This window comes from Streptomyces sp. NPDC059398, from assembly GCF_042751845.1.
Lineage (GTDB): Bacteria > Actinomycetota > Actinomycetes > Streptomycetales > Streptomycetaceae > Streptomyces.
Genome location: NZ_JBHYWP010000133.1, coordinates 7,586 through 19,525 on the forward strand (window position 1 = coordinate 7,586; position 11,940 = coordinate 19,525).

At 70.3% G+C, this 11,940-nt stretch carries 14 protein-coding genes; 10 read left to right on the top strand and 4 right to left on the bottom strand.

Translation table 11 applies throughout. The features are described from left to right. The first annotated feature begins 353 nt into the window (after positions 1-353). Genes ACFXBC_RS32195 through ACFXBC_RS32205 form a run of 3 tightly spaced genes read left to right on the top strand, consistent with a single transcriptional unit; the run spans position 354 to position 3,405 of the window. Positions 354-1,202 (top strand): enoyl-CoA hydratase, encoded by an 849-nt coding sequence (locus ACFXBC_RS32195; RefSeq protein WP_385032612.1) that lies wholly within the window; start codon positions 354-356, stop codon positions 1,200-1,202. Further along, the gene (locus ACFXBC_RS32200; RefSeq protein ID WP_385032615.1) at positions 1,202-2,374 is read left to right on the top strand and encodes an acyl-CoA dehydrogenase family protein; all 1,173 of its coding nucleotides are present in this window, start codon (positions 1,202-1,204) and stop codon (positions 2,372-2,374) included. Before ACFXBC_RS32195 ends, ACFXBC_RS32200 begins: the two co-directional genes overlap by 1 nt. Beyond that, positions 2,371-3,405 (top strand): acyl-CoA dehydrogenase family protein, encoded by a 1,035-nt coding sequence (locus ACFXBC_RS32205; RefSeq protein WP_385032618.1) that lies wholly within the window; start codon positions 2,371-2,373, stop codon positions 3,403-3,405. The genes ACFXBC_RS32200 and ACFXBC_RS32205 overlap by 4 nt, the downstream gene beginning before the upstream one ends. Before the next feature lie 186 nt (positions 3,406-3,591). Here the strand turns inward: ACFXBC_RS32205 and ACFXBC_RS32210 are convergent, their stop codons facing one another. Beyond that, entirely contained in the window at positions 3,592-4,089 is a 498-nt protein-coding gene (locus tag ACFXBC_RS32210; RefSeq protein WP_385032621.1) for a peptidylprolyl isomerase, read from the bottom strand. Between the two features lie 342 nt (positions 4,090-4,431). On the opposite strand from ACFXBC_RS32210, the gene ACFXBC_RS32215 reads away from it, so the two are divergent. From ACFXBC_RS32215 to ACFXBC_RS32225, 3 genes are all read left to right on the top strand, one after another. Further along, a complete protein-coding gene (locus ACFXBC_RS32215) occupies positions 4,432-5,217 on the top strand; it encodes an SAM-dependent methyltransferase (RefSeq protein ID WP_385032624.1) in 786 nt (261 codons plus the stop codon). Between the two features lie 135 nt (positions 5,218-5,352). After that, on the top strand, positions 5,353-5,682 hold the full coding sequence (locus tag ACFXBC_RS32220) for a hypothetical protein (RefSeq protein WP_385032627.1): 330 nt from the start codon (positions 5,353-5,355) through the stop codon (positions 5,680-5,682). A 243-nt stretch (positions 5,683-5,925) separates the two neighbouring features. After that, complete coding sequence (locus ACFXBC_RS32225) at positions 5,926-6,177, top strand: DUF6213 family protein (protein WP_385032630.1); 252 nt, start codon at positions 5,926-5,928, stop codon at positions 6,175-6,177. 83 nt (positions 6,178-6,260) lie between these two features. Here ACFXBC_RS32225 and ACFXBC_RS32230 read toward each other — a convergent pair whose 3' ends face one another. Further along, positions 6,261-7,061, bottom strand: a complete 801-nt coding sequence (locus ACFXBC_RS32230; RefSeq protein ID WP_385032633.1) for an endonuclease I family protein — start codon at positions 7,059-7,061, stop codon at positions 6,261-6,263. Positions 7,062-7,234: 173 nt separating this feature from the next. On the opposite strand from ACFXBC_RS32230, the gene ACFXBC_RS32235 reads away from it, so the two are divergent. Then, positions 7,235-7,690 carry a DUF5990 family protein gene (locus tag ACFXBC_RS32235; protein WP_385032636.1) on the top strand — a complete coding sequence of 152 codons (456 nt, stop codon included), beginning with the start codon at positions 7,235-7,237 and terminating at the stop codon, positions 7,688-7,690. A 127-nt stretch (positions 7,691-7,817) separates the two neighbouring features. Further along, positions 7,818-8,651, top strand: a complete 834-nt coding sequence (locus ACFXBC_RS32240) for a hypothetical protein (RefSeq protein ID WP_385032639.1) — start codon at positions 7,818-7,820, stop codon at positions 8,649-8,651. Positions 8,652-9,019: 368 nt separating this feature from the next. On the opposite strand, the gene ACFXBC_RS32245 is transcribed toward ACFXBC_RS32240, so the two are convergent. After that, on the bottom strand, positions 9,020-9,433 hold the full coding sequence (locus tag ACFXBC_RS32245; protein ID WP_385032642.1) for an antibiotic biosynthesis monooxygenase family protein: 414 nt from the start codon (positions 9,431-9,433) through the stop codon (positions 9,020-9,022). Between the two features lie 187 nt (positions 9,434-9,620). Beyond that, the gene (locus tag ACFXBC_RS32250; RefSeq protein ID WP_385032645.1) at positions 9,621-10,073 is read right to left on the bottom strand and encodes a VOC family protein; all 453 of its coding nucleotides are present in this window, start codon (positions 10,071-10,073) and stop codon (positions 9,621-9,623) included. 99 nt (positions 10,074-10,172) lie between these two features. Between ACFXBC_RS32250 and ACFXBC_RS32255 the strand changes: the two genes are divergently transcribed. Both ACFXBC_RS32255 and ACFXBC_RS32260 read left to right on the top strand, forming a co-directional pair. Then, entirely contained in the window at positions 10,173-11,150 is a 978-nt protein-coding gene (locus tag ACFXBC_RS32255) for an Lrp/AsnC family transcriptional regulator (protein ID WP_385032648.1), read from the top strand. A gap of 159 nt (positions 11,151-11,309) precedes the next feature. Further along, positions 11,310-11,846 carry a hypothetical protein gene (locus ACFXBC_RS32260; protein ID WP_385032651.1) on the top strand — a complete coding sequence of 179 codons (537 nt, stop codon included), beginning with the start codon at positions 11,310-11,312 and terminating at the stop codon, positions 11,844-11,846. Positions 11,847-11,940: the final 94 nt, after the last annotated feature.

Genomic DNA, 11,940 nt, shown 5'->3' on the forward strand with positions numbered 1-11,940 from the left:
CCAAGGTCCTGACGCCCGCCACCTGACCGCCCGTACGACGGAGAAGAGGCGGCGCCGCCGGGGCGGGGGGGGGTTGGGGTGTGGGGGGGGGGCGGGCGTGGCGGGGGGGGGGCGGCGCCCCCCGCGGGGGGGCGCGCGCGCGCCCGCCCCCCCCCCCGCGCCCGCCCGGGCGGGGTCTCCCCGGGGCGGCCCCCCCCCAGCAGCTGGTGCCCGGGGAGGTACTGCGGGGGCTTGTTCACGGATGTCCACCTCGCGATGCGGTCCGCGTCCGGGCGGTCCCGGTGCCGGATTCCTCGACGCTGCTCATGGCCGTAGGTTAACCTACCAAACACTTGTTAGGGAAGGAGTCGCCGATGATCGCCGACCATGAAGAGCCCGTGCGTTACGAGCGTCAGGGCCCCCTCGCCCTGGTCACCATGGACCGCCCGGACTACCGCAACGCCCAGAACTCCGCGATGACCTACGCGCTCGACCGCGCCTTCTACCGTGCGGCCGACGACGACGAGGTCAGGGCCGTCGTGCTGGCGGGCGCGGGCCGGCACTTCTCCGCGGGGCACGACATCGGGACCCCGGAGCGCGACGCGCACCTCCCCTTCGACCGGAAGGCCGGGCTCTGGTGGGACCACTCGGAGAAGGCAGGCGCCGAAAGCCGGTTCGCCCGGGAGTCCGAGGTCTATCTGGGGATGTGCCGGCGGTGGCGCGAGCTGCCGAAGCCGATGATCGCCTCCGTACAGGGCGCCTGTGTGGCGGGCGGGCTGATGCTCGCCTGGATCTGCGACCTGATCGTCGCGGCCGACGACGCCTTCTTCGCGGACCCGGTCGTACGGATGGGGATCCCCGGCGTCGAGTACTTCGCCCACCCCTGGGTGATGCCCCCGCGGATCGCCAAGGAGTTCCTCTACACCGGTGACCGGATGAGCGCCCGGCGCGCGTACGAGGTCGGCATGGTCAACCGGGTCGTTCCCGCGGCCGAGCTCACCGCCCGTACGCACGAACTCGCCGCCCGCGTCGCCGAGATGCCCCGGATGGGGCTGGCTCTGACCAAGCGCGCGGTCAACCAGGCGGAGGATCTGCAGGGCCTGCACACCGGACTCGACTCCGTCTTCGGCCTGCACCATCTCGCCCACGCGCACAACGCCGAGACGGCGGCGGACCCGCTCGGGGGTATGGACGTCGGAGCGATGAAGAAGGCAGGACGCTGATGGACCTCGACTTCACCGCGGCCGAGGACGCCTTCCGCGCCGAGGCCCGCGAGTGGCTCGCCGCGCATGTCCCCGCATCACCCCTGCCGTCGCTGGAGACCGCCGGGGGCTTCGCGGCCCACCGGGCCTGGGAGCACACCCTTTCGGACGACCGCTGGTCGGTGGTCTCCTGGCCCGCCCGGCACGGCGGCCGGGACGCGTCGATCCTCCAGTGGCTGATCTTCGAGGAGGAGTACTTCGCGGCCGGCGCGCCCGGCCGGGTCAGCCAGAACGGCATCAACCTCCTCGCCCCCACCCTCTTCGAGCACGGCAGCCCCGAGCAGTGCGCCCGGGTCCTGCCCGCCATGGCGTGCGGCGAGGTGATCTGGGCGCAGGCCTGGTCCGAGCCGGAGTCCGGTTCGGACCTGGCCTCGCTGCGTTCCACCGCGACCCGGACGGCGGGCGGCTGGCTCCTCAACGGCCAGAAGGCGTGGTCGTCCCGGGCGGCCTTCGCCGACCGTGCCTTCGGGCTCTTCCGCAGCGACCCGGAAGCGGACCGGCCGCACCGCGGTCTCACCTATCTGATGTTCCCGCTCGACGCGGACGGCGTGACCGTACGTCCGGTCGGACGCCTGGACGGCAAACCGGCCTTCGCCGAACTCTTCCTCGACGACGTCTTCGTCCCCGACGCCGACGTCATCGGCGAGCCGGGCCGCGGCTGGCAGGTCGCGATGAGCACCGCGGGCAACGAACGCGGTCTGACACTCCGCAGCCCGGGGCGCTTCACCGCGGCGGCCGCCCGGCTCACCGGGCTGTGGCGGGCCGAGGCCGACCCGGGCGACACGGCGCTGCGCGACCGGGTCGCCGACGCCGTGATCCGCTCGCGCGCCTACCAGCTCTTCACCTACGCCAACGCCTCGCGGATCGCGGCCGGCGGCTCCATCGGAGCGGAGTCCAGTCTGAACAAGGTCTTCTGGTCCGAGCTGGACATCAGCCTGCACGAGACGGCGCTCGACCTGCTGGGCCCGCGCGGTGAGCTCTCCGACGACGCGGCGGACGCGCCCGCCGACGGCGGCTGGGCCGACGGCTACACCTTCTCGCTGGCGGGCCCCATCTACGCGGGAACCAACGAGATCCAGCGCGACATCATCGCCGAACGGCTGCTGGGCCTGCCGAAGGGACGCCGGTCATGAAATTCCTGCTCGACGACGAACAGACCGAGTTCGGCCGGACACTGGACCGGATGCTCGCATCGGCCGACACCCCTGCCGCGGTACGGGCCTGGGCCACCGGGGACACCGGTCCCGGCCGGGCGCTGTGGAAACGGATCGCCGATGCCGGGGTCTTCGCGCTCGCGGTGCCGGAGGAGTACGACGGTATGGGCCTGCTCCCGGTCGAACTCGCCGTGTCCTTCGTCGAGCTGGGACGGCACGCCGTGCCGGGCCCCCTGGTGGAGACCGTGGCGGCGGGCGTCCTCCTGGGCGGGCCCGCCGGGTGCGGGGACACGGCATCGGCCGAACGGTGGCTGCCCCGGCTCGCTTCGGGGCGGGGCATGGCATCGCTGGCCCTGCCGGCCGGGGGCCCGTACGCCCTGGACATGGACACGGCAGATGTCACCTTCGTGGTGACGGGCACGGCTGCGACGGACGGCGGACCGGCCGAACTGCGTACGGCGTCCGGACACGGCGCCGTTCAGCCCTCGATCGATCCGGCCCGGCGGCTCGCGGTCCCGCACATCGCCGGCGGGGTTCCGCTCGTATCGGGCCCGGAGGTCGGAGCGTCGACCCGAACCGCGGCCGACTGGGCGGCGTTCGCCACCGCGGCGCAGGCTCTGGGGGTCGGTCTCGCCCTGGTCGAACGGACCGTCGCCTACGCGAAGCAGCGCACCCAGTTCTCCACCACCATCGGCGCCTTCCAGGCCGTGAAGCACCGGCTGGCGGATGCGCTGATCGGGCTGGAGTTCGCCCGCCCGCTGGTCCACGGTGCGGCGGTGGCCCTGGCGGGCAAGTCTCCGGACGCTGGGGCGGAGGTCGCGGCGGCGAAGGTGGCGGCAGGCGAGGCGGCGTACGCGGCGGCCCGTACGGCGCTGCAGTTGCACGGCGCCATCGGCTACACGGCCGAGTACGACCTGTCCCTGTGGATCCGCAAGGCGCGCGCCCTGCGCTCGGCCTGGGGCTCCCCGTCCGACTGCCGGGCCCGGGTGCTGGCCCGGCCGGCCGGCTGAGGCCGCGGGGAGTACGGCCGGAGCCCGGGGCTCCGCGGCCGCTCACCTGGACGGCGGCCGCGGAGGCACCCGGATGTCCCGGACCGTGCCGGGGTGCTTCGTGCGGGTCCCGGGAAAGATCCCGGAAGCCCGGGGTCCGGAAGACCCCTGGACCGGCCCGGAAGACCCCTGGGCGATCCCGGGGGATTACTTCTCGACGACGCCGGAAGCCGCGATGACGATCTTCGCCTTGGTGCCGCCCGAGCCGGAGCCGAACGACTCGATCTTCTTCACGAGGTCCTGGCCCTCGACGACCTCGCCGAAGACGACGTGCTTGCCGTCCAGCCACGGGGTCTGCACCGTGGTGATGAAGAACTGCGAGCCGTTGGTGTTCGGGCCGGCGTTGGCCATCGACAGCAGGTACGGACGCTCGTGCTTGAGCTTGAAGTTCTCGTCGGCGAACTTCTCGCCGTAGATGCTCTTGCCGCCGGTGCCGTCGCCCCGGGTGAAGTCACCGCCCTGGAGCATGAAGTCGGGGATGACGCGGTGGAAGCCCGAGCCCGCGTAGCCGAAGCCGTGCTCGCCGGTGGCGAGCTCGCGGAAGTTCTGCGTGGTCTTGGGAACGACGTCGTCGAAGAGCTCGAAGACGATCCTTCCCGCGGCCTCGCCATTGATGGTGATGTCGAAGAAAACGTTGGTAGACATACGGCCATCCTGTCACGTCCGCCCCGGAGCCCCAGGCCACAGGTCCTGCGGCCCGCCGGACGGGGGTCCGGACCGGCCGGCGGTGCCTGCCTGCCCCGCCCCCGTACCCCAGCGGGACCGGCAGGAGGCCGCAGCCCTGTGAAGCAGCCCGCTGAGGACCGAGCACTTCCCTCCGGGCAGGCCAACGCCATGCACCGGCCGCTGAGTTGCTGTGGCAGACTGCGCCGACAAGACGCTGGTCGGCCGGGGTGCGGTGGGCTGCGGCAGTGCGGCAGTCACCCTCTCCCCCGGCCACGCCCAGGGACCTGCCCCCGTCCACTCCTCGCGCAACGGAGCCCGCCCATGACGGAAGCCGCACCCGCCCCCCGGATCGACACGAGCAAGCCGCACCCCGCGCGGGTCTACGACTGGCTGCTGGGCGGCAAGGACAACTACCCCGTCGACCAGGAGGTGGGCGAGAGCCTTCCGTCCGAGGCGAAGGACGCCGCCCGGCAGAACCGCGCGTTCATGCACCGGGCCGCCGCGTACCTGGCGGAAAGCGGCATCGACCAGTTCCTCGACATAGGCACCGGCATCCCCACCCGGCCGAACCTGCACCAGATCGTCCAGCGGACCGTGCCGTCGGCGCGGGTCGTCTACACGGACTACGACCCCATCGTCCTGCGGCACGCGGAAGCCCTGCTGGTCAGCAGCGCGGAGGGCGCGACCGACTACATCCAGGCGGATGTGCGAGAGCCGCGGACGATCATCGACCACGCCAGGAAGTTCCTGGACTTCGACCGGCCGATCGCGCTCTCCCTGATCGCGCTGATGCACTTCGTCCCCGACGACCAGGACCCGTACGGCATCGTCAGCACCCTGGTCGGGACGCTGCCGCCGGGCAGCTGCCTGGTGCTGTCACACGCCGCTTCGGACCGGTACGAGGAGCTGGCCGCCATGGTCACGGCGCAGTACGCGAAGGGCGGCATCCGGCTCGGCTTCCGCACCCGCCCCGAGGTGGCCCGGTTCTTCGACGGGCTCGAACTCGTCGAACCCGGCCTGGTGACCGCGACCGAGTGGTTCAAGGACACGGCGGCCCCGGAGGCGGAGGGCAGCGGGATCTACGCCGCGGTGGGGCGGGTCCGCTAGCGCGGGGCGGGTCCTCCGGTTCCGTGGCGGCGCGGGGCGCCGGGAGTGGAGCACACTGGGGTGTACAGGATCCACGCGATTCGAGGCGCGCGGCCGCCCGTCCTCTCCGGTGACCGGCGCCGGGAAGGGGATCTCATGTCCCACCGTGCCGCGCTGGGCGGGGGCCACGGCGGAAGCGCCCCGCACACCCACCCGCGCCTCCCCCACCTCGGATGGCCCAGGACGGGCACCGAGCCGCTGACCGCCTACAGCGCACTGGGCGCCCGGCTGGTGATCTCGTCCATCGCCCTGCCGGTCTTCGCCGCCGGAGCCGCGCTGCTTGCCCTGTGGGCGGCCTCCGCACGCTCCTCCGGGGCCCCCAGTACGACGGCCCTGGTCGTTCTCGCCGCCCTCTGCGCCGTCTTCACCGCCATAGCGGCCATCGACGTCGCCGTCATCCGGCGCCACCGCGCCGAGCGGCGGTGAGGAACCGTGATGCCCACACCGCGTCCGGCTGCCGCGCCGTCGCACGCCGTCGGAGTGGTCCGGGCCCAGGGCGGGCACACGACACCACGGACACGGACATGGATAGCTGGTGCATCGCCTGCGCTGCGAGAGGGCATGGACCTCATGTCCCGCGGGGCACGGACCTCATGTCCCGCGTGAGGGCGCAGGGTGTCATTAGAGTCGCAGCGCGGAGGATTCCGCAGACACTGGAGGCGGAGAGACTTGAACCGTGACGTCATGCTGGCCCTGGTCCCCGACGAGCAGGGCGTGCTGCATGTGGCAGCCGCCGATGTGAGCCACATGCTGCGGACGCTCGGCGCGGGCTGGCTCCAGGCGGTGCGCGACGACGCGTCGAACGCCGACGAGGACACCGTGGCCGCCCTCACCATCGAACTGGCGAAGCTCGCCGACCAGATCGACGTCGAGTGCATCGCCCACACCTCCAAGGGGAGCAGCGACGGGGAGAGCGTCTGAGCGTCCCGCGCGACGGCAACAGGACGACCGGGGGCGGGGTCCGGTGACCGGCCCCCGCCCCGTCGTCCGTACCGCTCCGGCGGCTACCAGATCGAGTCGACCCATTCGGGGTGGTCGATGAACGGGTTGCGGTTGTGCTGGTAGTCGCTGTAGATCACGTCATTGCGATGTTTCTCGAAGGTGTCGGGCGGGTCCTCGTCGCTCCACTGCGTGAGCACGCTGATCCGTCCGATGGCCGGCGCCGATCCGTTGCCCGCCTTGTCGTTCGGCTCCAGGTCCGGGAATCCGTCCCCGCCGTCGTACCGCACGGCCATGTAGAGGATCATGCGGGCGACATCCCCCTTGACCGCGTCGCGCGGTTCGAAGGAGTCCGAGTCGGTGTAGTTGCCGGGGGCTCCGGCCACCGCCGTGCCGCCGTTGTCGAAGTCCTTGTTCCCCCGGACGCCGTTCACCGCGACGTCCGCGGGCCGCAGATGGTGGAGATCGGTGCCGGGCCCGGTGGCCGTGCCGAAGTCGCCGTGGGACTTGGCCCACACGTGCTCGCGGTTCCAGTCACCCGTGCTGCCGCCGCTGCTCGACTTGGGCACCGACTTCCCCGTGTACAGCTCGATCACGTCGGACGAGTCGGCCGGATCCTGGTCGGTGACCTTGAGCGCGTCCCAGACCTGGGCGTAGCTGACCGTCGACTGCTTGCTGATGATCGTGTGGAGCGCGCTCTTGAGCGCCGCACCCGACTTGCCCTCGGCGTCCGCGTAGTACGAGTCGTCCAGCACCCGGGAGGCCGTCGCGGCCGGGAGGGGGACCTGGCGGGCGGCAGCGGGCGCGGACGGTGCCGCGCTCAGGGCGGCGGCCCCGGCGAGGGCCATGGCGGTGATCCATCTCATCGCTGTAAGTCGGGACATGTGGGGGGTGTCCTCTCCAACTGCCGTGCGGCGGCACGTGGTTGATGTCATGTACGGTTCACAGGACACTGCCACGGCCCCCGGACCGGCAGGTGAAGAAGACGGAACGAGCGTGTGCCGATCTGCCGTACGCCGCGGCCCTGGACAATGGCCGCATGCAGATCCGTATCGAAGCCTCCGGCCTGCCCGGACGCACCAGCTCCGCCTTCGCCGATGCCGTCGACATCCACGTCGGCGTCCAGGCCAGGGACCGGCCCCAGGAGGTGGCGGCCGCGCACGCCGGTGATCTGCCGTCCGCCCGGTGGACGCTGGAGTGCACGACGGCACCGGGGCCGGACGGCACCACCGTCGTCTCCGGCCCGTACATCCAGAACCGCTTCGGCGGGCGCTTCGTCTATCTGTCCTGGACCACGGCGGATCCGGACGGCACCCCCACCATGTTCCGCCGCGCCAAACTGATGCTGGACGCCGTCAGCCCCGACGTATTCGACGCGGCCGTACGCTCCGGCCGCCTCACCGCACGGCTGCGGCTCACGGACAGCCAGGGGCAGCCGCTCTGCGGCTCGATCCGGCCCCCACTGGTCAGCTGGACCGCCGAGCCCGCCGGGTAGCCGCGTGCGGGCAGGCGGCCGCGTCATGTTCCGGCCATCGTTGCGAGGTCGGCGCACCGAGGCGGGTGCGCGCACCGGAGGGCCCGGTCTACGCTTCGCCTCCCACTGCCGAACCGACGGAGAATCAGTGCCCCTCAAAACGCTCCGCGTTGCCGCCGTTCTGACGGGCGCCCTGGCCCTGTCCGTCGCGTTCCTGCCCAGCGCGGCCGCCGCACCGGGCGGCTGGACCGAATCGGGCACCTCCTACACCGGTTCCCTGACCGGCGGCGAGGGGATCGCCGGCCGGGCGGACGGCTCGCTGCTCTTCCGGGGGCTCGCCTCGGTGCCGCTCGGTCTCCGCGCCAAGGGCTGGAACCACATAGGCGACCCGGACATCGCCCGGGGCGATGTCTTCGACGCCTACCAGGGCGGGGACGACGCGACATCGAAGATGTACGCGGTGACGACCCCGGACGGGAAGCGGTACGAGTACGTCCACCAGCTCGATCCGGGCGAGAAGCTCAACAACTCCTTCGCCGCGGTCTCACCCGACGCGCAGTGGATGGTCTCCGGGGAGTGGGGCAGCCAGGACCGCCTCCAGGTCTTCCCGGCTCCGCTGCTCAACCCGGCCACCCCGCCCGCCGGCGGGGCGCTGCCCCAGGCCGGCCAGATCTCGCTGGACCGCACGGTGAGCGACATCCAGGGCTGCGACTTCGTCTCGGACACCCGGCTGGTGTGTGTCTCGGACGACGAGGCGAAGGACCTGCTCCAGGTCGATCTGGAGCACGCCATCGACGGCAGTACGGTCACCGGCCGGGTGACGACACTGCTCCAGCTCCCCCGCCGCAGCATCTGCTCCGGCACCTTCGAGTCCGAGGGCGTCGACTACGACCCGGCGTCGCGCACCCTGCGCGCGGAGGTGGTTCAGCCGGGCGCTTGCATCGTGTCCACGACGGTCTACTCGTACTCCCCCGCCGGCTGAGTACCTGTTTCTGATCCCGACTGTGAACGGCTCGTCCAGCATTCCGAAACTTCGATCACCTGGGCGGCAAGCCGGAGGGCACAGGGTTACTTCCTTCCAACCAAGCCGCCCATCCCGGTCGGCGTCGGTGATCTCGTCGTCCGCTCAGGCGAACGGCCGGCCGGCCGCCCAGGTCATCAGGGTCCGGGTCTTACAGCAGAGCCCGAACCACTGGTCCGCGCGTTCATGCTCGCTGGACGGCTCTGGCCAGTGCACGACTGGCAGCCGCGGCAGCCCGATTCGGGAGGCCACTGCGGCGTTCGCCTCCTCTTCCCAGGTTGCCGCCAGCAAGCCAGGCGCGTAATACCCCGCTACCACGCATCAATTCCTCAGGCCACGCAGATTCCTGGCACAGCCTGCTTTCGAAACAGGTGCGGGGTGGCGACGAGGCTGGCCGGGTAGAGATCGCGAGCGGCTGCGCGAGCGCCGTCGTCAAGTCGGGCCGCCCGATAGTGGTCCGTTGACTCCCAGACAGCGTAATTGAGGAACGCGCTGCTGCCGGCGATACCGCGATACAACTGGGTGGAGATGAAGCCCGGTTGATTCTTCAGGGTAGTCGCGTCGGTGGACCAAGCCAGCAGCAGTTGGTCGACGTCTTCGGGGGCGACGCACAAGACGTTGACGAGGATGACTGGTCCGCCCCCCTCGTCAAGCTGGTCAGCGAGTGCAACGTGAAGGTCCAGCTCGGTGAATTTCGGCATGGTCAGTTCTCTTTCGAAGACTGGTGGGGCGATCTGGCGCACGGTCGGACCGTTCTCTGCCGCATGGCTCTGCGCAGAGCGTCGACCACTTCGACGTCGAAGACGCCACCCGCGGCGGTCTGTTCGGCGGCCCAACGAGCGGTGGGTTCGCCTGCGCGGTTCGGCCGAGTGCTCCCTATCAGCACCTGAACGAGGGGGCGTTCGGTCAACGACTCGGTCAACGGCTCGGTCATGAAAGGTCCGGAAGCTTCCCGCTCGCCGCGAGCTCCTCGGTAAGTAGCGGGTTGACGTGCTCGGCGTCGAGACCGCCACTGCCGTAGGGGCGTGTGATGATCTCCAGCTCATGACCGCTGGGGTCGTTGAAGTAGACACCGCGGCCGTCATCGAGGCGGTTGATGTTGCTCGCGTCCTGATGCCCGGGGTCCGCCCAGCACTCCAGGGCGTACTCCCGCACCCGGCCGATGATCACGTCAAACTCTTCCTCGCTGACCAGGAAGGCGTAGTGCTGAGCCGTGATGTCGCGGTCGGTGGTCATGAAGTCGAAGGTGATGCCAGGTCCCACCTGCACCATCAAGAAATGACCCAGTTTCACCGGGGGTTCGAAGCCCAGCATGTCGGCCAGGAAGCGGGCCGAGGTCTCAGCATCGCGGGACCAGACGATGTGGTGGTTCAAAACGCTCATGAGTTGAGTGTTCGCCACGCGGCCCCGGAAGCTCCAGGGCTCGGCCCCTACTCGACAGCTACCTCCATGGGATCCGCTGAGAAGAACTAAACTGCCCATATGGACATTGTGGATCAACAAATCCTCCAATGCCTGATGCTCGACGGGCGGGCCCCGATGCGACGGATCGCCGAGGCGGTGGGGGTTTCGGAGCAGACTGCGACACGCCGCTACAGCGCCATGCGCGAGGCAGGTGTGCTCCGAGTCCTGGTCAGCGAGGCAGCTGCCTCTGCCAGACGTGGGCTCTGGCTGCTGCGGCTGCAGTGCCGTCCTACTGCCGCAGCCCACCTGGGCGATGTGCTTGCTGCACGCGAGGACGTTTCCTGGGTTGCGCTGCACTCCGGCGGTGCGGAGCTGATGTGCACCACGACCCTGCCCGCCGATGCAGCCTGCGGCACGGGAGTGCTGCCCCGGATCTCGCACACGGCCGAAGTGCTCTCCTTCACTACTCACCTGGTGCTGCACTCGTACTCCGGCGGCCCTGCCGAGTGGTCGGGTTTCGAGGAGCCGCTGAGCGAGGACGCGGTACGACATCTCCTTGAGGGGAGCGATCCTCGCCGGCGGAAGGAGACGTACAGTCCGGTGCTCCTCGAAGACCGCGCACTTTTGGAGGAACTACGCCGGGACGGCAGAGCCACCGCGTCAGCACTGTCCCGTACCCTCAACTGGCCGCTGTCCCGCGTCAGAGGTCGTCTCCAGGCGCTCCTGGACAGTGGTGCCGTCACCGTGGACGTGGACGTGATGTTGGAAGCGTTCGGCTACCGAGTTTCGGCCACGCTGCTCCTTCAAGTCTCTCCGAACCTCATCGTCACGGTCTGCGAGGCGCTCTCCTCGCATCGGCAGACCAGTTGGGTCGCCGCGGTCACGGGCTCTGCGAACATCGTGGCCGCAGTAACCTGCCGCGACAGCGTTGAGCTCTTCAGCTATGTCACTGAGCAGCTCGGTAGTCTCCCTGGGGTGATCCACGTCGAGGCTGTGCCGTTGCTCAGCAGGCTCAAGCAGGCCGCCACTCGGGTGGCCGGCGGCCGCCTTGTCTAGGCCTCGCGCTTTCACACAGCGGGCTGCCCGGTGAGTAATCAGAAACGCAGAGAGTGCCTGCCACCGCTTCGTCAGCCGGGTCACGGTCGCCGACGACAGCCCGGCCGCCGAGCCGGAACTAAAGTTGTCGAAATCGATTACGGTAACTATAGTTGTCGCATGACTTCGATCGAGATCACCCCCGAAGAGCGGGCCGAGCTGGTCAAGGCGCTTACTGACGCCCTCAATCCGCTCGCAGCGGCCATTCGCTCCCGCGAGTCAGGGCTGTCCACGGCCCGCATGTGGGAGGCGGACCCGGTTGATGTGACTCTGTCCATCCTCGCCGCCTGGAAGGTGGTGGATACGGAGGTCAAGCGTCTGGCGGCAATCGCGGCGGCGACAGCCGGCTCCTACGGCGCGAACTACGAGCAGATGGGGGCGGTCTGGGGCATAACCCGCCAGGGCGCGCGCAAGAAGTGGCCCGACGCGGTTCCCCGCCCCGCCGCCGTGGCGGCGCGGAGAGACGCGACGCTCGAACTCTTCGGCGGCACGGCCGAACTGGTGCAGGACCCGTCGTCCGGTGGCTGGGCCTGGGCGGGCGAAGGCGCGGACGAAACTCGCGGCGCCGCCGAGGACGGCACTTGGTACGCGACGAAGGAAGAGGCCGCCGCTCACGCCGGAGCCTTCCTGCGGCAGCACGCCGCCACCGTCTCGTAGTGCTCCAGCGCGGTTTCGCCCGACTCGCCACCGAGCCCGGGAACGACAACAGGTACTGAACACGCGGCGGGCCTGCTCCGTAACGGTACGGAGC

Coding starts and splice junctions, on each gene's coding strand:
- ACFXBC_RS32195 (WP_385032612.1), top strand. CDS start 354: ATGATCGCCGACCATGAAGAGCCCGTGCGTTACGAGCGTCAGGGCCCC.
- ACFXBC_RS32260 (WP_385032651.1), top strand. CDS start 11,310: ATGACTTCGATCGAGATCACCCCCGAAGAGCGGGCCGAGCTGGTCAAG.
- ACFXBC_RS32210 (WP_385032621.1), bottom strand. CDS start 4,089: ATGTCTACCAACGTTTTCTTCGACATCACCATCAATGGCGAGGCCGCG.
- ACFXBC_RS32235 (WP_385032636.1), top strand. CDS start 7,235: ATGCAGATCCGTATCGAAGCCTCCGGCCTGCCCGGACGCACCAGCTCC.
- ACFXBC_RS32200 (WP_385032615.1), top strand. CDS start 1,202: ATGGACCTCGACTTCACCGCGGCCGAGGACGCCTTCCGCGCCGAGGCC.
- ACFXBC_RS32220 (WP_385032627.1), top strand. CDS start 5,353: ATGTCCCACCGTGCCGCGCTGGGCGGGGGCCACGGCGGAAGCGCCCCG.
- ACFXBC_RS32215 (WP_385032624.1), top strand. CDS start 4,432: ATGACGGAAGCCGCACCCGCCCCCCGGATCGACACGAGCAAGCCGCAC.
- ACFXBC_RS32255 (WP_385032648.1), top strand. CDS start 10,173: ATGGACATTGTGGATCAACAAATCCTCCAATGCCTGATGCTCGACGGG.
- ACFXBC_RS32230 (WP_385032633.1), bottom strand. CDS start 7,061: ATGAGATGGATCACCGCCATGGCCCTCGCCGGGGCCGCCGCCCTGAGC.
- ACFXBC_RS32250 (WP_385032645.1), bottom strand. CDS start 10,073: ATGAGCGTTTTGAACCACCACATCGTCTGGTCCCGCGATGCTGAGACC.
- ACFXBC_RS32205 (WP_385032618.1), top strand. CDS start 2,371: ATGAAATTCCTGCTCGACGACGAACAGACCGAGTTCGGCCGGACACTG.